Here is a 19,847-nt window from a genome sequence, read left to right on the forward strand (position 1 = left end):
AGAAATGAAAGAATACACCACTATAGCAGAATCAAACAACTTCATTGTTTTAGATAAATTCACCAAGTATTTAGAGGTCAATGAAGCTCCTGCAAGTTATCAAACAGAAGCGGCTTTAGAACAGGAATTCATCCAAGATTTAATCAATCAAGGATATGAAAACCCTACTAACCTTACTACGCTACAAGCTATGTTAGCTAATGTGAGAGTGCAATTGCAAGCGCTTAATAATATGGAGTTTACTAACAATGAATGGACTCGTTTTGTAGAAGAGTATTTAGATCGACCAAGTGATAATACCATAGATAAAACAAGGAAGTTACATGAAAATTATATCTACGATTTTGTTTTTGACGATGGACGTATCCAAAACATTTACTTAGTAGATAAAAAGAATATTGTTCGTAACAAAGTGCAAGTAATTTCGCAATTCGAACAAAAAGGCACCCATTCTAATCGCTATGATGTAACCGTTTTAGTAAATGGTTTACCGTTGGTGCAAATAGAATTAAAAAAACGTGGAGTAGCGATCCGTGAAGCGTTCAATCAAGTACATCGCTACAGCAAAGAAAGTTTTAATAGTGAGAACTCCCTTTTTAAGTATTTGCAAGTATTTGTAATAACTAATGGAACGGACAGTCGTTATTTTGCTAACACTGTGAAACGCGATAAAAACAGTTTCGATTTTACAATGAACTGGGCTAAGTCGGATAATTCTTTGATTAAAGATTTGAAAGATTTCACAGCAACTTTTTTTCAAAAACATACGTTGTTAAATGTACTACTCACCTACTCCGTTTTTGATACAAGTGATACCTTGCTAATAATGCGACCGTATCAAATCGCTGCAACGGAGAGAATGCTGTGGAAAATAGAAAGTTCCTTTAATACTAAAAAATGGTCAGATAGAGAAAGCGGAGGCTACATTTGGCATACAACAGGTTCGGGTAAAACTCTCACTAGTTTTAAAGCAGCAAGACTAGCCACAAATCTAAATTTTATTGATAAAGTTTTCTTTGTAGTAGACCGTAAGGATTTAGATTTTCAAACTATGAAAGAGTACCAACGCTTTTCTCCTGATAGCGTCAACGGTTCTGATAGTACGGCTGGTTTAAAAAGAAATATAGAGAAAGAAGATAATAAAATTATCGTTACAACTATTCAGAAGCTAAACCACTTAATGAAAAGCGAAAGTGATTTAGCCATCTATCAAAAACAAGTGGTATTCATATTTGATGAAGCACACCGTTCTCAATTTGGTGAAGCGCAAAAGAACCTGAATAAAAAATTTAAAAAGTTTTATCAATTTGGTTTTACAGGAACGCCTATTTTTCCTGAAAATGCTTTAGGTGCAGAAACAACAGCAAGTGTATTTGGTCGCGAATTACACTCCTATGTTATTACGGATGCCATTAGAGATGAAAAAGTACTGAAATTCAAAGTAGATTACAACAATGTGCAACCTAAGTTTAAAAGCTTTGAAACAGAAGTTGATGAGAAAAAATTAACGGCTGCAGAAAACACAAAAGCATTACTTCATCCGGCTCGTATCAAAGAAGTTTCTCAATACATTCTAAAAAATTACAGAATAAAAACGCACAGAAGTCACGCAGGAAACACAGGCTTTAATGCCATGTTTGCCGTAAGTAGTGTTGTAGCGGCTAAATGTTATTATGAAGAACTAAACCGTCTTCAAAAAGATTTAGTGAAGCCTTTAAAAATTGCAACGATATTTTCTTTCGCCGCCAATGAAGAGCAGAGTGCTGCTGGTGAAATACCTGAAGAAAACTTTGAGCCATCGGCGATGGATAGTAGTGCCAAAGAATTTTTAACAGCAGCAATAAAAGACTATAACGCCATGTTTAAAACTAGTTTTGGCGTGGAAAGTAACGAATTTCAAAACTACTATCGTGATCTTGCCAAACGGGTTAAAAGTAAAGAAATCGATTTAATTATAGTAGTAGGTATGTTTCTTACTGGATTTGATGCACCAACATTGAATACCTTATTTGTAGATAAGAATTTACGTTATCATGGATTAATGCAAGCTTTTTCTCGTACCAATAGAATCAATGATGCTACAAAAACCTTTGGAAACATTATTACATTTAGAGATTTAGAAATGGCTACTGTAGATGCCATTACCTTATTTGGCGATAAAAACACTAAAAATGTAGTACTCGAAAAGAGCTACAAAGAATATTTAGAGGGCTTTACAGATATTGCTACTGGAGAAGCACGAAGAGGTTTTATGGATGTAGTTAAGGAATTAAATGAAAAGTTCCCAAAACCAGACGAAATTGAAAGAGAAAAAGACAAAAAAGAATTCTCAAAACTATTTGGAGAGTACTTGCGTGTAGAAAATATTTTGCAGAATTACGATGAATTCAATAATCTAAAAACTCTTCAAACAATAGATGTTGACGACGTTGAAGCTCTTGAAGCATTTAAAGAAACTAACTTTGTAACAGACGAAGAACTAGCTACTATGCTAGAGATAAAACTATTACCAGAACGAACAATTCAAGATTATCGCTCAACCTATAATGATATACGCGATTGGTTACGACGAGAGAAAAACGGCAAAGATGTTGAAGAGTCAACTATTGATTGGGATGATGTGGTATTTGAAATTGACTTGCTTAAATCGCAAGAAATAAACTTGGATTATATTCTTGAATTGATTTTTGAGCATAAAAAAAAGAACAAAGATAAAGCAACCTTAATTGAAGAAATCCGTAGGGTAATTAGAGCAAGCATTGGCAATAGAGCAAAAGAGAATTTAGTAGTAGATTTCATTAATGAAACAGACCTTGAAACCATTCATGATAAAGCGAATGTTATAGATTCTTTCTTCAAGTATGCACAAGAAAAACAGAAAAAAGAAGCTTCAGAATTAATAATAGATGAAAATTTAAATGAAGAGGCTACAAAGAGATACATAGCTGCGTCTTTAAAACGGGAATTTGCAAGTGAAAACGGCACCGAATTAAACGCTATTTTACCTAAAATGAGTCCCTTAAATCCTCAGTATTTAGCAAAGAAACAAAGTGTTTTTCAAAAGATCAGTGCCTTTATAGAGAAATTTAAAGGTGTTGGTGGGCAATTATAAAATTTATATCTCTATCAAAACCCGATGGAGCGGATTTATAATCCGTTCCTACAATCATACACTAAACAGCTATGTCCAACTTTGATAAAACCGAAAACCTACCTATCTACCAAAAAGCAGAACTAATTTTCCAGTTAGTAGAAAGCTTGATGGCTTCTTTACCCGAAGAGGACGAATATATTCAGCATACAAAAGAATTTATGCGAGCTGATGCAATGATCATTCCTGCTAAAATAGCTGGGGCTGAAGGTGGCGACTTATATAGTATTCGCATGCAAAACGCCGCTATTATTAGAGATCATGCCATGCAATTGTATGTACAAGTGGGTAGTTTACGTTTTTATGAAAGCTACAAAGATTTAGAATATGTAACACTCATCCGGAAAGAACTCGATGAATTCCAATTGCTATTCATCGATTGGGTAAATGGTTTTGATACTAACAACCACATATGGGATGAATGGTGTCTATTCAATCCACCTGGCGCCATCCCTCCTAACGAGATTGATCGGTTTGACGAAGATGATTTTGATATTGACGATTTTTTTGATAAGGAAGATTAAAGATTTTTGATCTACGTCAAAACTCTCTAACTTAGAAAAGGAAATTCCTTATTTTTTAAAAACTAAACAACTTCCTTCGTATGAAAATCCAATATTGTTCCGACCTACATCTAGAGTTCCCCGAAAATAAAAAGTATATACTTCAAAACCCCATTAAACCAGGAGCAGATATTCTAATTTTAGCTGGTGATATAGTGCCGTTTGCCTTAATGGATGAACATCAGGATTTCTTCGATTACATTTCAGAGCATTTTAAAATGACTTTTTGGATTCCTGGAAATCACGAATATTACTATTACAACATTACAGAAAAAAGTGGTGTTTTAGAGGAGCAAATCCGTCACAATATTTTTTTAGTAAACAATTGCGTTAAAGAAATTTCAGGTGTTAATCTGATTTTTTCAACATTATGGTCTAACATTTCGCCTTTAAGACAGTGGCTTATTAAAGAAAGTCTTTCTGACTTTAAAGTAATTAAATACAAGAATCGTTTATTCAATCCGGATGATTATAACATCCTGCATCAAGAAAGTTTGGCATTTATTAAGAAAGCAGTACAGGAAACTGCTAATGAGAAAACAATTGTAGTAACACATCATGCGCCAACATTTATCAATTATCCTGAAAAATATGCCGACAGCAAAATCAATGAAGCCTTCGCAACAAACTTAGATCTCTTTATAGAAAATAATACTATCGATTATTGGATTTATGGACATCATCATTGCAATGTTGGTGATTTTGAAATTGAAAACACAAAACTATTAACCAATCAATTGGGATACATCAAATACAATGAAAATGTTGGATTCAATGATAAAGCTATTATCTCAATTTAAATAAGTCAACAAATTGTAAAGTAATCAATTGACTTTATCTATCAATTAATTGATATTTATTCATTAATTAATGAACATTTACCTTAATAAACCTATATTTGCATAATAAACCTATCAAGTTTATTATAACTTTTATTAGTTTATTATGGAGGAATTAAAAAAATATTTTCAACAAATACTCGGCGTACAACTCGAAATAAAAGAGTTAAAAAAGGAACAATTGAATAAACTACCTTTTGTATTCAAAAGCAATTTTAAGTTCTATAGCACCACCTTTAGAACCCATCAATTAATTTTATTGGAGTTGAATAAAGAAGATACTTTCAATGCAAATCAGTTACGAAAACAAGTAGTTGAGATTCAAAAAAAATTGGAGAAAAGAATAATTATAGTAACTGACACTATAACCGCAATAAATCGCAAACGGTTAATAGAAAATAGAATAAATTTTATTATCCCTGGGAAACAAATGTTTATGTCCGAATTGTTAATAGACCTTCAAGATTTTGAGAAAGATAAAGCATTTCAAAAATCGGTCTTACTACTACCCTCAGCTCAATCAATCTTGTTATATCAAATTTTACACAAAGAGGATAATTTAAGCCAATATACATTCAAAGAACTAGCTGAGAAATTCCAATACACACAAATGGGAATTACCAAAGCAATAGAAAACTTGAAAAGATTAGCCATAGTGAAAGTAGAAGGGACAAAAGAAAAGAATATCATATTCGAAAAAGACAGTGAAAAACTGTGGAAAGACAGTGAAGGATTGTGTATTAATCCCGTAATGAAAACGGTTTATGTAGATGAAAAACTAGAAGGGTTGTTTAAGTCAAACACAACCGCACTGGAAGAATATACGGATATGAATCCAAGTTCAATAGAATACTTTGCTATTGAGAAAAAACAATTTTACGAATTGAGAAAAAACAATCTTTTAGTAAACCTAAATAGTGAAAATGGCAACTATGCATTAGAAGTTTGGAAATACAATCCGGAACTACTCACAAAAGGAATAACAAAGAAAAATAATGTAGATCCATTGTCATTATATTTAAGTTTAAAAGACGGATTTATTGATGAACGAACAGATATGGCATTAGACCAAATAATAGAAAAATACATATGGTAAGAGGTTTAGAAATTTTCAGACAGCATTTCAAAGAATTCACAGATAACTACATTATTATTGGTGGAACCGCTTGCGACATTATCATTGATAGCGTTGGACTTACACCAAGAGCAACAAAAGACATTGATATAATTTTAGTAATCGAAGCATTAAGCCCCGAATTTGTAACTCATTTTTGGGAGTTTATAAAGCAAGGAAATTATGATGTTAAGGAGAAAAGTGAAGAAGACAGAAAATATTACCGCTTCCAGAAACCACAAGTAGAAGAATTTCCATTTCAAATTGAATTATTCTCTAGAATACCTGATTTATTAGATTTAAATGAAGAAACATATTTAATACCTATTCCTGTTGACACTGAAATTTCAAGTTTATCAGCCATATTGATGGATGATGATTATTATAACTTCACCATACTACACAGCCAATTAGATAACGGAATACATCTAGCCAATACAGAGGCTTTAATAGGATTAAAAGCCAAGGCATTCCTAGACTATAAAACTAGAAAAGAAAGCGGAGAAAAAATCGATGAAAGACAACTCCGTAAACACAAAATGGATGTTTTCAGATTGTCATTACTGCTAACTCCCGAAGATAATTTTATAATTCCACAAAGTGTAAAAACCGATATAACAAATTTTGCTGAAGTTATAAAAAATGATTTACCAGACAAACAAATTTTTAAAGAAATGGGTGCAGGAAATGTGAATGTAAAGGAATTATTTGAGCAATTGATTAGGGCTTTTAATATTTAAAAATAAATGGGAAAGTATTTAGGACTTGATTTAGGAACAAATTCAATTGGTTGGGCTATAATAGACAATGATGTAAATCATGCGATTAATAGCGGAGTGAAAATTTACAAAACTGGTTTTAAAAATAAACAATTTACTCCGTTCAAAAAAACTAAAAAACGACAAAAAAGCAGCATTGCATTATGTGTTATCGCTACTATTCTACTAATTGTCAGTATCATAGATATTGTAAATTGGCGATTTTGGCTCAATATATCGTTGACAACATACATTGCAGTTCTGACACTTTATCTTCAACGCAAGAAATAATAGAATTTAGAAACTATGATAAACACGATTACCAATTTAACTCAATAGCAGAAACGTTCTAAGAGACAATCTAGGTAATCAATAAGTCTCACTCCAGTCATTCCCTTTGCGCCGTTCGGCTACTCCAGTCGGTATGCCATCAACAGTAAGCTGTAAACGAAAAATATTTTTTTCGGCATCCCTACCTTGCGAAGGCACTTCACAGCCAATAAAAAAACAGCCTCTTAAAAATAAGAAGCTGTTTTTTTACGCTGTTCCGTTCCTCAGCTTCACTCGTTCATTCCTTGCGTTCGGTCAGGCTTTAATAACCAGGATAAAGCTTCATTTCGTTATGCTCCGTTCCTACGCTCCACTGCATTCCAGCCCTATCCAGTTTATAGCCTTCCTTTTTACAATGTGAGTTGGTACTCACGTAATTTATCTCCCATTTTTTAGTGAATTATAGCATTCACTCATAGTTACATTTTGCTAAAAATAAACAGAAATTAATCAATGACTTTATCTCCTTTTTTTCTTTTGTGGAAACACAAATGACGTTTCTCCATTTTCATTCATAACGATAAAGGCGTCAAATTTCTTTCCAGATTTACTAATCATCCCTTTTAAGAGGCTTGTTTTGCCTTTAGTAATTAATGCTTCCAGATCCACAAGGCTTAGCTGTACGCCACATATATTTCGAAATTGAACCCAATTGCAATTTTCATCCTTACATTTAACCAACTTATCCCGAATCGCTATTTTCTGAACTTTACACCTTGGACAAATAAATTCAGGTTGATTTTCGACGGCAATAGATAAAGCAAGTATCTCGTGTGTTATAGTTGTTGTATAAACTTCTATTTCTCTTTGAAAATTTGCTATATTCTCTTCGTTGTTTTCTATTTTTTGCAAGGCTAGTTCCCACTCGGAGGTCATAGCAGCATTAGCGATCTTCATTTCTTTTACCATTTCGTAAACTTTTAATCCTTTTTCTGAAGGTACTAATAATTTCTTATCACGTTTTATATAATCTCTTTTAAAAAGTGTTTCAATTATGGCTGCTCTAGTGGCAGGCGTACCAATCCCTATACCTTGCAATACTTTACGTTCTTGTTCATTTACTATTTGATTTCCTGCATTTTCCATTGCGGAAAGTAAACTTGCTTCCGTATAAAGAGCAGGTGGTTTAGTTTTCTTTTCCAATACTCTTGATGCCTTAATCTTGACTTCATCATCGATTTTTAGTTCTGGTAAGTCTTGAATAGGATCTTTTTCTTCATCTGAAAAACTTCCTTTAATAGCTCTCCAACCTGCATCAATAATTTTAATCCCTTTTAGTTCAAAATCATAGTGTATAACTTGGAAGACAACATCAGTTATCTCTTTAATACAAATAGGAGAAACGGCTTCAAGTAAACGGTATGCGATCATTTCATAAATAGCTTTTTCCTTTGCAGACAAAGCTGATGGAACCTTACCTGTAATCAATAAACCATGGTGATCAGTTACTTTTAAATCGTTAACAATTCGTTTATTTAAACGTCCTATTTTCATTTTAGCAACTACTCCTTTAAATTTCTCCATCTCTTCTAATATCCATATAAGCTTAGATACTTCTACCCACATATCTTCTGGAATATACTTACTCCCGGTACGAGGGTAACTAATGAATTTATTCTCGTATAGGCTTTGAGCGATATTGAGAGTTTCCTCAGCGGATAGATTTAGATTTATGTTAGCCTCTTTCTGTAATGCTGTAAGATCGAATAGTAATGGTGGCTGTTCATTGACTGTTTTTATTTCTATGCCAATTACCGTGGCTATCCCGCGTCTCTGTAACGATTTCAATGCCTCTTCAGCTTGTTTACTACCTTCCCATTTTATTGTGGAAAGACTTTTGAAATCAATAAACTCTTTGCGATGTTCTAATTCAATTTGCCAATATTGCTTACTAACAAATGACTTGTTTTCTAAAAATCGTTTGCAAATGATTGCTAGTGTTGGTGTCTGAACCCTTCCCAGAGAATAAATACAGCTTCCGTTTGCAATAGTTAATGCTTGTGAGGCATTAATTCCTACTAACCAATCTGCACGGCTTCTACCTAGTGCTGCTTGATGCAGACCATCGAAATCCTTTCCTGGTTTCAAGTTATTAAACCCATTTAGAATGGCTTTTTCAGTTAGTGAACTAATCCATAAACGTTCAAAAGGCTTACTGCAATTGAGATATTCATAAATATAACGAAATATAAGTTCACCCTCTCGTCCTGCATCTGTAGCCACGATGATACTTTCGCAGTTTTTAAATAGTTGATCAATAACATTCAGTTGTTTTAATGCCCCTAGATCACGAACATAACTTTTATCTTTCTTGATCTTGCGCACTGTTAGCAAGAATGGATTAGGTAATACAGGTAAAGCCTCTCTTTGAAATCCAGTAACACCATAATCTTCTGGCATTGCCAAAGTCACTAAATGTCCAAACGCCCAGGTTACCTGATATCCATTTCCCATCAAGTAACCTTCCTTCTTCTCTTTAGCTCCTAACAAGATAGCGATCTCTCGAGCAACACTTGGTTTTTCTGCAATTACTACTTTCATTCGATTAAGTCTTTAGAATAGTTACATTTTTCGACCTTTCGATTTAGCTGCTGCTTTTGACTTATCCTGTTGTTCTTGCTGTTTGGCACTTTCAGGATTATTCTGTTCGCTTTTTAAAGGCTCTTTAATTTTCTTAGTAGCCTCGTTGGTTTTACCTTCTGAGTTAACCGCAACCTGTGTTTTACTTTGCTCTTTAGGTTGTGCTTTCTCTTGTAATTTATTAGGATTATCAAAAGAAAAACCAGTTTTGGCTGTTTCTTTATCGAATGTAATATACCCTTGGTACTCTTTACCCTTCTTATCAACCAAACCACTTACATAAATTGTTTGTCCGTCTTTAAGTTTTTGGTGTTGCAGTTCGTCAAGTTCTTTTCCTCGGAATACCTGTGGAGCTTCCTTTTGTTGACTTTGTGACTGTTTATTAGTATCTAGTCTATCAAAAAGGAATTCAACGTAACGTTTATCCGCATTGAATTGAACAGATGCATTAAACAGCTCTCCTTTTTTTGAGATCATACCTTCTATGTGCAAGGATTTACCATCTGCCAAAGTCTGTTTTTGTTGCTCATTTAGTTTTATCCCTTTAATCTCTTCTGGAATTTTAATCTGTTCCGTGCGTAGTGCAATAACTTCTTTGGTTAAACGGTCAATGCTAATAATCGAAGGTATTGTTTCACCCGATTTGGGATTAATCAAATCAACCACCCTACCCATGTTACCACTTTTGAGCAAGTTTTCTTTATCTTCTTTTGAAAATTCATGTCCGAAGAATTTGTAGTTTAGCTGAGGTTCTTTTCGGATACCATGAATAGCAAGAACTACTTGTCCGTCCTCTTTAGCTTGCAAAGAAAGCCTAGCGTCCATGCGTGTTATAGAGGTTCCTAAATCAAGACTTATAGGAACTAGTTCATTTGTTTTGTAGCCTTTTAGCAAAGGCTCAAGGACATTCATTTTTTCAAGTCTTTCTTTAGATAATCCCAAATTAGACATTGCTTTCCAATCGATTTGTTCTAATTTGTAGCGATACTCGCCAACTACGGGCATTGATTGTGTGTTTTCCATCTTGTTTTTATTTTCAGGTTTATAATCTACTTTTATCTGGTGATATTCAAATTGCTTCCCTCCCATTTTGGTCGGTTTGTCAACTTCTTTCTGCATTCTTTTCACTATTTGTATTGCTTGGTTTTCTGGAACTCTAAAAAAGATAAAATGTGTTGGATCTTTTAATTGCCGGTAAAAGTTGGAGAAAAAATTAGAAAACAAATCACCTTGTTTGTCTACACGCAGGAACTGACTTTCATTTTTTTTATCCGGGACTACTGTTTGTAATTCTTTATCTTTTCCAATTCCATTAACTTCCCTTATTTCCTTTTTATTGGTATCAGATACCAACAAAACATCCGAAAATTGCTCCTTTAATTTTGGATTACTTATAGTTTCTTCTCTCATGTCGATGCGGTTTAAAATTTACTTAATCGAAAATAAATAGTTAAACCCGCATTATTTACAGACTGTCTTTGGTTGGTCTATGTTGTCGTTCGTTGGCTTTTAATTTTGTCTCGGCGCATTAAAACTGTCTCGAATAAATTGATGAACATCGGATAGTTTATAATAAATTTTTCCACTAATCGTATAATACGGTAGTTTACCAGTTGAACGATAACGCTGAAGTGAGCGGTTACTAATTTTCAACATTTGAAGGAGGTCCTGATTGTCCAGTAATTCTTCTCCGTCAATGTTATTTCGCTTTTTTTGGATATCAGTAATATGTTCGCTTAAAATATCAAAACGATCCATGATCCGTTCCATCCATGCTATAAATTCCATTCTATCTATATTCATAAGGGTATGTTTTAATAGGTTAAAACTTTTAAATTTCAATATCTTTTTGAAGAATCTATATATGAAATATACTTCTTCACAACAGGATTATTGTTAGTTTACGCACATTTAAATTTGGATTCTAATTGGCTAATAAAATTTTAAATTTATATCGATAAATATTAATTATTTATTAAATTCTAAATTAGAAAAAGAATTATTTTTTTGATGGAGTAAATTTTATATAAAAAAAATGGATGAACTTCACAAGTACTTCACAAGTTGTGAAAGGTTTATTTTAAGACTAAAAAAAAATATTGAAAACAGTAGTGCACATGATTGCTAAAAAAAAATAAAACCTAAAGTAATTAATAATCAACTCTTTAAAAGGTTTAAAACAATGATTGAAATTTAAGGAATATTATTGTTTTATAGGGTTAGAACAAATCAATACAAAGATTTCTTAAGCGGTTTTAAAACTTGGGACCAGAAATCTCATGCTAAACAATGGCTTCTATTTCCTGAAAATATAGGTAACCTTTTATCAATAGACGAAACTTCGCTCTCAAATGGAGAACTTTACACCATTTTAACTAATAAAGCTTGTAAAGGGAAGAAAGGCAGCATATTAGCTATAATTGCTGGAACTAAAACAAGTGATGTCATTGTTGTTCTTAAAAAAACAGCTCTTAAGCGACGTAATTTAGTTACAGAAATAACTTTAGATATGGCCGCAAATATGGGACTCATTGCTAAGAATTGTTTTCCCAACGCTATTCAAGTGACAGATCGCTTCCATGTACAAAAACTCGCTTTAGAAGCTTTACAAGAAATTAGGATTAAACATCGATGGCAAGCTATTGATTCAGAAAACAATTCCATTGAACAAGCTAAGGAAACAAAAATAAAATACACACCTACAACATTACATAACGGTGACACAATTAAGCAATTACTAGCCAGAAGTCGCCATATTTTGTATAAAAACAAATCTAAATGGACTGAAAACCAAAACGAAAGAGCTAAATTTCTGTTTGAATTATATCCTGATATTGAAAAAGCATATGGGCTTGCTCAAGAATTAAGAAATGTATTTGAAAAGACTACTGATAAAATCTACGGCATAAGCAGATTAGCAAAATGGCATGAAAAAGTAAATCAATCTGGCTTTAAATCATTCAATACAATATCTCGAACGATACAAAATCCTTATCAAACAATATTAAACTACTTTGACAACAGAAGTACTAACATGTCCGCGGAATCTTTCAATGCAAAAATTAAAGCGTTTAGATCCCAATTTAGAGGCGTAAGAAATATCGAGTTTTTCCTTTTTAGACTTACTAATATATGTTTAAATTTTGCTACTCCACAAGTTTTAGACTTGATCCCTAAAAAGCCCTATTCAACTACATGAATAGGGCTTTAACAAATCTATTTTATAAAAAAACTCCATTAAGCATACACCTAATGAAGTTATTTTGTACTCAGAGCGGGACTTGAACCCGCACGAACATTGCTGTTCACTGGATTTTAAGTCCAGCGTGTCTACCAATTTCACCATCCGAGCATGATGCGGTTCCTTCCCATCCCGATTCTTCTTAAAAGCATCATAGATAAATGGACTTTCGATCCATTGGGCTACCACCTCGATGATGGTACTACAATAATTCACTTTCGCAAAGCACTATTTAAAAAAATCAAATAATATAATAAGCTTAGTACTCTTTACTCCTACCGCTTCGGTTTCTTATTACTATTTTCAATACACTAAAACTTTACGACTAATCGATTTCCCTTTGCTGTTAGCTACTACAATATAAAACTCGTTTTTTGGATTTATATCGAAACGATGAATCATTTTACCTTCTACTTCTTTATCCAGAAGTAACTTCCCTAGCATATCATATATTTTAATGTCTGTTAGTTCTTCCACCAAAGTTAAATCAACATTAATTTCATTCCCATCATAGTAAATAGCCGCTGGCAAGGATGTAACCTCCTTTTTTATGGGCGTAAAGTGAAGTACAAATCTATCTTTAGTATCAGTAGTTGATCCCTTGAACTGGTATTTTGGAGTCACTTTTAAATCTGATATTGTATTTGTTTTTTTATCTTCTAATAGTACGACATCCGCATTTTTACTTTCCAAATCAATACTAATCGTATAGTTTCCATTAGCTCCCGCTTTAAATAGAAGAGGTACTGACTCATTTTCAACTCTATTAGTCAAATTTAACATTGTCAATTCCTTTTTTTCATGAGTTAAATAAAGCGATGGTGCCGTATTCATTCTACTAAAAAGTTTTGCGGACCCAGCCTCATTTGCAGTAGCGCCAAATTGAAGTAAGACTTCATCATATCCCAAACTTGAATCAGATTCCACTCGAACTTTAATAATATCTGTCTTATTGTTTGTTGTTTTAAACCAATTACTTGCAGCCGTATTTACGCGGATATTATTTGTCATACCCACACTACCATTGGCAGCCGCCCTTACATAAAAACCTTGCATTGGTGCGATATTTTCAGTAATTCCGTTTGTCCCTACCGCTACTGCAGTATTGTAGACTCCGTAATTATTTGCTGCAGGATTCCATATCCACATGTCGTAACCACCGCTTGTCAAAAGCAAGTTTGCACGTATCCACCCTGTAGCTTTCCAATCAATAGCTGATGGATAAGGATTCCCTATTAAGTTAAATCCTCTCACATCTTCCTCTATAGTACCTCTATCAGGACCTACATTGGTCACTGGATAATTAACAGCCCCGTTGTTTAATAGTCCAATAAATTCCTTTGTTGGATTAGCTGCTTGGGTTGAATACAAATAACCGCGCCCTTTTACAAAATTTGCAGAAGGATGGATTGAAGGCCAGGTTGGCGCTACTGTTGCGTTTAATTGATAAGTCCAACAAGGCGTTGGTTCATTCCAGATATACAAATCATATCCTGTACCATTACCATAAGTACCCGATGGAACCCATGAACTACCGGCGATAGCTTGATTTGAAACCGGAGCGGAAAGAAAGTGCCAATCTTCGGCACCACCACTAATGTAGCGTTGCACTGTTGCGGACACATTATCTGTATTGTGAATTAACGAGGCAGTACCAGCAACGGTTGATTTTAAAACTAAACCTGCATTTCCTCCAGAATTTGCGATTAGTCCATTAACCGTTAGGATTTTATCTGCTTCAATTTTAAATATTTTACCTGAATTAATAGTAAGATTCTTTGTAATTGTTTGAGTAGAATATAGACTAACCCCTACTGGATTGTCGATTATTAGATTGTTAAAAGTAGAAACTGCTAGCGTCATGTTCTGTGCCAATGTACCATTCATATTTACAGTACCTCCACTGCTAAAAAACGTCCCTGTATTTGTAAAATCACCTGCGATATTGTAGGTGCCATCTCCTTGGGTAGTTCCTGCATTATTAAAGGTATTCATAGTAACAATTCCTTCATTAGCCAAAGTTGTGGCATTATCATTATTGATAGTGTCTATGCTGACTACGGTACCACTTGAAATAGAAACAGAAGCGCCGTTATTAGAAATATATTGTGCCTGTATTTCCTGTTTCAGTAATAAAAATACAATACCCAGTACAATGGCCTGCCATTGTATCCCAAAGATTCTATGTTGAGTGAAATTTTTCATGCTGGGTTTATAAATTCGTATTTAAATCGCTGTACAATTAAAAGTACCGTTCGTGCGAGCTGCTTTTCCTGTTGCATGCGCAACTAGTATTGTTTTGTTAGTTTCCCACCTTAACTAAAGTTAAGATTCGATTGTTAACACTTATGTCCTTCAAATCAGAAGGCTGTTCGTCAATTTTCCATCTCACATCAATAGTATCTCCTGCTGCCGCTGCGGCGAAGCCCTGCAAAGAAACATCTGATGGATTTTTTAAGTGGGTTCTTGTTCTACTGGAATTTAGAATTAAAACGCCATTTTTATAAAGACTAAAAGTTGCCATATGATTAACCGCTGTAACGGTAGTAGTTGACCCTGCTTGATATATTGTCCCATCAACAGTGGCTGATTCAAATCCTGTGATAGCTCCTAAATTAGTCCCTATATCGCTCGTATAAGTGGAAGCGCCAGTATTAGCAACTCCACCACCACCCGTAAACATAATAAAGGTATCTACTGTTCTAAAATCGATGGAGGAATCATTTAGAGGCAGTGAAAGTTCGCCAGGTCCAAAAGCGAGAGCACCGCCCTTAGTTAGTAACCTTCCAGTTACTTTACAACCAGCACCTACTGCAATGGCAGCACTATTAGAAAATAAAGTTCCCTGAATAATAGTATTAGCTCCTAAGCCTATTGCATCATTAGCTACCCAATAAATATTTTCAGCCGATGCGCCGTTTATCAATTTAACAGTGACATCAGCCCCCGTATTAAATGCTGCACTTCCTCTAATAATAAATAAGGCATTGGCGTCGCCTTGTCCATCTAAAGTAAGCGTACCTGCTATGGACATTGCGCCCGTTATAGTGTAAACTCCGGGAAAAAGAATTTCTCCACTGCCAAAAGTAAGAGCATGTGCGGTGTTGGTTACTGGTATATTTGTTATGTCAGTATAAATAAAGTTCAAATCTGATTTTGCGGTTGCAGTACTAAAACCAACTGAATTAGAAGCTGCGGGTATAATAACCTGACCATTAAAAAGGGCTAAATAGGTACCAGCTTCTTGTACTGTTTTGCTCATACCTTCAAGTACAACATCGGTAGTAGAAGAGGTGGACAGAGTTGAACCAGAGTCTACAGAAAGGGAGCTTGCACTACCAGATAGCAAAGCAACCCAGAAACTTCCGTTATAGAAATTGAACTGCTTGCTTACTGTGTTGTAAATCATCAGCCCATTAGCGGGTGTACTGATGGCATCTCTATCAGTTGTTGTCATCCGTGGGATGAGCATTCCTTTGCTTGTTGTTCTTAATTCAAGAATGGATGAGGGATCAGGGGTGATCAAAGTGTTACTAATACCCATTGATTGAGCATAAAGTGAAGTGCCGCTGAAGCTCAAGGTTAGCATTACAAGCAATGATGCTAATCCTTTTTTATAATTCATTTTTAATACAGCATTTCCGTTACCGTAGTGATTGATGAGGGATATTTTATTTTTCATATGGTTTTATTTAAGGCGGGTTCAAAAATCCTTTTAGTTCGTTTTTGACTAATTCCTAATTGTAGCGGTATCAATCTTTTTACTACTCTTATATTTAACGATATAAGCGTCTTTTACTCCTTTAACGATAATTTTATTTTTCGCAGCCTTAGCTTCATTTTTTAAATCAAATTTACCTGAAATATATCTGATCATTCCATCTGCTAAAAACTCATAAAACACTGGCGCAAACTTTAAAAGATGTTCCGAATCTACATAATTTTTAAAGACCCCTATCTGAACGCTATAAAAAAGTCCTTCCTGATCCAATATTTTACCAAAAGAAGTATTGAAATGACTTTCCGACTGCTTGTGCATTATAGAAGCTTTCTTAGAGGTATCAGTCAAAATAATTTCAGCTTTTTCTAGAGGGACTGCCGGTTCAACTGCTTTTATATTAAAATCTAGTCCGTCCACTATAGTTCCATCCTCTGAAATTTTAATAAAAGCATCGTACTCTTCTGGTGAAGATTGATAATCTAGTTTATCCAACTGATCGTCATCAACGCGTATCGTGTAATTCCCTGGCTTTAACCCTAAATAATTATAATAACCATCTGATTCACTCAATGTTTCAGCTACTTTTTGGTTGTGATCATTGTATATCTGTATAGTAATACGACCTTGACCTTTTAAATCATCCGCTGTATGCAGATAAATCATTCCGCTTACTTCACCTACTACCAAAATAGGCACTTCCACTTTTTTATACTGGTTTGGATCTACTAAGACTTGGTAGGAATGGTGTTTAAACCTCCAAGATAAACTCTCCAACTCCGCATCCGCAAACTGTATATTATAATTCACAAAAGAATTTAAATCAGAGATCCTTACTATGGAATCTCTTTCACTGGTAATTGCCTTGCCATTTGTCATTTTCACATCTTTTACAAAAACTGTTGGTTCACCTACATCTTTTTTGCCATTGTTATTCAAATCAAGAAACGGATATAATAAAATACCGCCTTTTCCCAATGCAGAGTTGTTCCCCGTTTTCACATAGCCATTATCCCCACCAAAAGCCAAACTTCCTTGTGCACTTTGAGATGAATTAAAACCATTATTATTATGTGATACTGAAAAATACGTTCGTGCAAAATTAAAATCGTATTTAAAATTCAATAAAAAATTGTTCGTTTCTATTTGTTCGTTTCTCTCGATAGTCGCAGAAAAAGACATTTTAGAAACCCTCTTTTCTAAAACTGTACCATAACGCATTAATTGATTAGAAGAAAAATTATAATCAATTGACGGGCGAATGACCAAGCCATTTGTCATTTTAAAGGACATTGCTAAATTGGAAGTTAAAAAAACATCACTATTACTAATCCAGTTTGAAGTTAATGAAAAATTAGCAGAATAATTTTTATAGTTACCCGAAAACACGGTATTAACCTGATTATAATTAAAAGTATTATATATAAATTGATTATAACTCAACTTTGTATTAGTTGAAATAGCATATAGTTTACTTGGAAATGAAAATTTCACTCTTCGCTCTTCATTTGCAGTATTAAAAGTCGCCTGCTGTCCTTCAACATATTTGCGATAATCTAATTCTAAAAAAGAACTACTACCTAGGTAATAGTTTACCAATCCTTTAATACTTACATTATGCGCATATTCCATATTAATCACCATTTTAGAAAACGGCTGTATGGCGGCATGTGCAAATGGAATTGCAGTATGTTCCGGAATATTTGATAAGTATTCTAAACCACCACCAATTGTTAAAAATCTAGTAAGTCCATAATTAACTTCACCGCGGCCAAACTGGCTTGAATTTTCATCTTCCAAAACTCCTCCTACAAGATTATATTCCAATACATTTACAGGCATAAAAGTATAAGGTGTATTCATAACTCGTTCTTCTATGCGCTCTTCTCCCAAAAGCCCATAAAATTTTAATTTCAAGGTGGTATAACCATATACGATAGGCACTTTAAACAGATACAAACCCGAAGCATCCGCAGAAGTGTAATCCACTAAGGCATCGTTTATATACAATTCAACAGTCCAGTTTGGTTCGGTATATTCGCTTATTGTAAATGTTCCTTTTGCTTTCCTTACCGCATTAGAAGAGTTCGTTATACTAGCTCCTAAAAGTGGTGCTTTTAAAAAGGAAATACTTTGACTATTTACTTTACCTACTTGGGCCTGCTTTATATTTTTTTTTTCATTATCTATCCATCGCCAATTATATAATAGTTGTCGACTATCAAATTCACTTTGTGAGTTTAGAAATATAGAGACATTTGCTTCACCATACAATAATTCACTTCCTAAACTCAATCCAAAATTATTAGCTCCTCCTGATTGAGATGTTTGAAAAGTACTTGCAGACCAATTTAATGTACCAGCTTTAAATAAATGATAATTTCTAACTACAATTGTATCTTTGAAATTTTCAGTATTAGTTTGAAGTTTACTTATATTATTACGCATCTTCTCTAATCTTGCCTGTTTAATTTTTGGAAGTTCAAAAGTAGCATCCAATTTTACAGATAACGAACGAAAATTGAATATTATATTTAAACCAAATGCTTCCGTTAACAAATTTGATTCTACATAAATAGAATTCATTTTCTGTACAATACCATTTATAGATTTTATATTTTTAGCACCTACAATAATCTGACTGTTCCCTATATCAATTCTATAGGTTTTATTTTCATTCTCAACAAACCCACTTAATATATTCCCATTATTTTCAATCTTTACGTTAATACCTAATTTATTAAATAAATCTTCAACATTAAAGTACAAAATTTTGGAGTCCGTTATAATAACTTCTGTTTCAAAATGGAGAATTCCTTTGACATTTACCTCTACAGGTATAATATCAAAATTGTTTACTGGATCCAAATTATTCTCCTTCTTAATACCGTTGTTTCCAAACATTGTAAAAGAGCTAAAAATTGTAAAATACAATAGATAAGAATTCAAATATCGAAATTCATCAAGAAAATCATATAGCACTTTAAAAAAAAGTATCATTTATTCTTGATTAAAAGTAATTTCAAAACTGCCAGTATAAATACCTGGTAAGGAATTTGAAGGTATATGCAAAGTTCCACCAACCCGCAAAATTGTAATAAAGTTACAATTGCCTTGTAATGAAAAAGTATCCCCATTTTGCAAAGTAGTATTTATTCCCTCTCTTTTTGCTGGCCCAACATTAAGTGTCATTGTACCGCCTCCAATACGTATTAATGGTGTTGTAGAATCATAATTAATAGTTACATTTCTACCTTGACATAATTTAATTTCAAAAATGGCAGGTTGGGCTGTAGGTGTCAATTCCGACAGAAATACATTTTGAATTGCATTTCTATATCCGTCTGTCACAACGGAAAGAATACCATCCCCTCCACCAGTGAGAGCAAATGTACCAAAATGCAATGCTTGTGTTGATTGTACAGAGACACCTCTTGGCGGCAAAGCAGGCTGAGCATAAATAGATGTTATAAAGAAGTAAATTGCCCCAAGAAATGGCAATTTAAAACTTGTTTTATATAAATGTCCTCTTTGCATTTAATAGTATTGTAAG

14 protein-coding genes and 1 tRNA gene are annotated in these 19,847 nt (G+C 33.7%); 7 read left to right on the top strand and 8 right to left on the bottom strand.

What is annotated here, in order from left to right; genetic code table 11:
* Window positions 1-4: 4 nt before the first annotated feature.
* The 6 genes from BLV35_RS18115 to BLV35_RS18140 all read left to right on the top strand — a co-directional run bounded on the left by BLV35_RS18115 (window position 5) and on the right by BLV35_RS18140 (window position 6,716).
* On the top strand, window positions 5-3,112 hold the full coding sequence (locus BLV35_RS18115; protein ID WP_091093622.1) for a type I restriction endonuclease subunit R: 3,108 nt from the start codon (window positions 5-7) through the stop codon (window positions 3,110-3,112).
* 71 nt (window positions 3,113-3,183) lie between these two features.
* Complete coding sequence (locus BLV35_RS18120) at window positions 3,184-3,675, top strand: hypothetical protein (RefSeq protein WP_091093547.1); 492 nt, start codon at window positions 3,184-3,186, stop codon at window positions 3,673-3,675.
* An 80-nt stretch (window positions 3,676-3,755) separates the two neighbouring features.
* Window positions 3,756-4,514, top strand: coding sequence for a metallophosphoesterase (locus BLV35_RS18125; RefSeq protein ID WP_091093550.1), 759 nt, complete (start codon window positions 3,756-3,758; stop codon window positions 4,512-4,514).
* Window positions 4,515-4,659: 145 nt separating this feature from the next.
* Complete coding sequence (locus BLV35_RS18130; RefSeq protein ID WP_091093552.1) at window positions 4,660-5,649, top strand: hypothetical protein; 990 nt, start codon at window positions 4,660-4,662, stop codon at window positions 5,647-5,649.
* Window positions 5,643-6,407: a hypothetical protein gene (locus BLV35_RS18135; RefSeq protein WP_091093555.1), complete on the top strand. Its 765-nt coding sequence runs from the start codon at window positions 5,643-5,645 to the stop codon at window positions 6,405-6,407. The genes BLV35_RS18130 and BLV35_RS18135 overlap by 7 nt, the downstream gene beginning before the upstream one ends.
* A 6-nt stretch (window positions 6,408-6,413) precedes the next feature.
* The gene (locus BLV35_RS18140; protein ID WP_091093556.1) at window positions 6,414-6,716 is read left to right on the top strand and encodes a hypothetical protein; all 303 of its coding nucleotides are present in this window, start codon (window positions 6,414-6,416) and stop codon (window positions 6,714-6,716) included.
* A gap of 498 nt (window positions 6,717-7,214) precedes the next feature.
* On the opposite strand, the gene BLV35_RS18145 is transcribed toward BLV35_RS18140, so the two are convergent.
* The 3 genes from BLV35_RS18145 to BLV35_RS18155 form a co-directional block, all read right to left on the bottom strand.
* Window positions 7,215-9,296, bottom strand: coding sequence for a type IA DNA topoisomerase (locus tag BLV35_RS18145; protein WP_091093557.1), 2,082 nt, complete (start codon window positions 9,294-9,296; stop codon window positions 7,215-7,217).
* Window positions 9,297-9,317: 21 nt separating this feature from the next.
* The gene (locus tag BLV35_RS18150) at window positions 9,318-10,745 is read right to left on the bottom strand and encodes a DUF3945 domain-containing protein (protein WP_091093561.1); all 1,428 of its coding nucleotides are present in this window, start codon (window positions 10,743-10,745) and stop codon (window positions 9,318-9,320) included.
* A gap of 99 nt (window positions 10,746-10,844) precedes the next feature.
* A complete protein-coding gene (locus BLV35_RS18155) occupies window positions 10,845-11,138 on the bottom strand; it encodes a helix-turn-helix domain-containing protein (RefSeq protein WP_091093564.1) in 294 nt (97 codons plus the stop codon).
* 403 nt (window positions 11,139-11,541) lie between these two features.
* Between BLV35_RS18155 and BLV35_RS18160 the strand changes: the two genes are divergently transcribed.
* Window positions 11,542-12,534, top strand: a complete 993-nt coding sequence (locus tag BLV35_RS18160; protein ID WP_245712104.1) for an ISAon1 family transposase — start codon at window positions 11,542-11,544, stop codon at window positions 12,532-12,534.
* 67 nt (window positions 12,535-12,601) lie between these two features.
* Here the strand turns inward: BLV35_RS18160 and BLV35_RS18165 are convergent.
* From BLV35_RS18165 to BLV35_RS18185, 5 genes are all read right to left on the bottom strand, one after another.
* Window positions 12,602-12,687, bottom strand: a tRNA-Leu gene (locus BLV35_RS18165).
* Between the two features lie 192 nt (window positions 12,688-12,879).
* The gene (locus tag BLV35_RS18170; protein WP_091093567.1) at window positions 12,880-14,781 is read right to left on the bottom strand and encodes a hypothetical protein; all 1,902 of its coding nucleotides are present in this window, start codon (window positions 14,779-14,781) and stop codon (window positions 12,880-12,882) included.
* 97 nt (window positions 14,782-14,878) lie between these two features.
* Entirely contained in the window at window positions 14,879-16,258 is a 1,380-nt protein-coding gene (locus BLV35_RS18175; RefSeq protein WP_091093570.1) for an ice-binding family protein, read from the bottom strand.
* A 48-nt stretch (window positions 16,259-16,306) separates the two neighbouring features.
* Complete coding sequence (locus BLV35_RS18180) at window positions 16,307-19,294, bottom strand: carboxypeptidase-like regulatory domain-containing protein (RefSeq protein WP_091093573.1); 2,988 nt, start codon at window positions 19,292-19,294, stop codon at window positions 16,307-16,309.
* Window positions 19,295-19,831 (bottom strand): DUF4402 domain-containing protein, encoded by a 537-nt coding sequence (locus tag BLV35_RS18185; RefSeq protein WP_091093576.1) that lies wholly within the window; start codon window positions 19,829-19,831, stop codon window positions 19,295-19,297.
* Window positions 19,832-19,847 lie beyond the last annotated feature (16 nt).

The organism is Flavobacterium gillisiae, assembly GCF_900107635.1.
GTDB lineage: Bacteria > Bacteroidota > Bacteroidia > Flavobacteriales > Flavobacteriaceae > Flavobacterium > Flavobacterium gillisiae.

Excerpts from the sequence above, each read along its gene's own strand:
- BLV35_RS18185 (WP_091093576.1), bottom strand. The coding sequence starts at position 19,831 with ATGCAAAGAGGACATTTATATAAAACAAGTTTTAAATTGCCATTTCTT.
- BLV35_RS18170 (WP_091093567.1), bottom strand. The coding sequence starts at position 14,781 with ATGAAAAATTTCACTCAACATAGAATCTTTGGGATACAATGGCAGGCC.
- BLV35_RS18150 (WP_091093561.1), bottom strand. The coding sequence starts at position 10,745 with ATGAGAGAAGAAACTATAAGTAATCCAAAATTAAAGGAGCAATTTTCG.
- BLV35_RS18175 (WP_091093570.1), bottom strand. The coding sequence starts at position 16,258 with ATGAAAAATAAAATATCCCTCATCAATCACTACGGTAACGGAAATGCT.
- BLV35_RS18130 (WP_091093552.1), top strand. The coding sequence starts at position 4,660 with ATGGAGGAATTAAAAAAATATTTTCAACAAATACTCGGCGTACAACTC.
- BLV35_RS18135 (WP_091093555.1), top strand. The coding sequence starts at position 5,643 with ATGGTAAGAGGTTTAGAAATTTTCAGACAGCATTTCAAAGAATTCACA.
- BLV35_RS18120 (WP_091093547.1), top strand. The coding sequence starts at position 3,184 with ATGTCCAACTTTGATAAAACCGAAAACCTACCTATCTACCAAAAAGCA.
- BLV35_RS18115 (WP_091093622.1), top strand. The coding sequence starts at position 5 with ATGAAAGAATACACCACTATAGCAGAATCAAACAACTTCATTGTTTTA.
- BLV35_RS18145 (WP_091093557.1), bottom strand. The coding sequence starts at position 9,296 with ATGAAAGTAGTAATTGCAGAAAAACCAAGTGTTGCTCGAGAGATCGCT.
- BLV35_RS18140 (WP_091093556.1), top strand. The coding sequence starts at position 6,414 with ATGGGAAAGTATTTAGGACTTGATTTAGGAACAAATTCAATTGGTTGG.
- BLV35_RS18180 (WP_091093573.1), bottom strand. The coding sequence starts at position 19,294 with ATGATACTTTTTTTTAAAGTGCTATATGATTTTCTTGATGAATTTCGA.
- BLV35_RS18155 (WP_091093564.1), bottom strand. The coding sequence starts at position 11,138 with ATGAATATAGATAGAATGGAATTTATAGCATGGATGGAACGGATCATG.
- BLV35_RS18125 (WP_091093550.1), top strand. The coding sequence starts at position 3,756 with ATGAAAATCCAATATTGTTCCGACCTACATCTAGAGTTCCCCGAAAAT.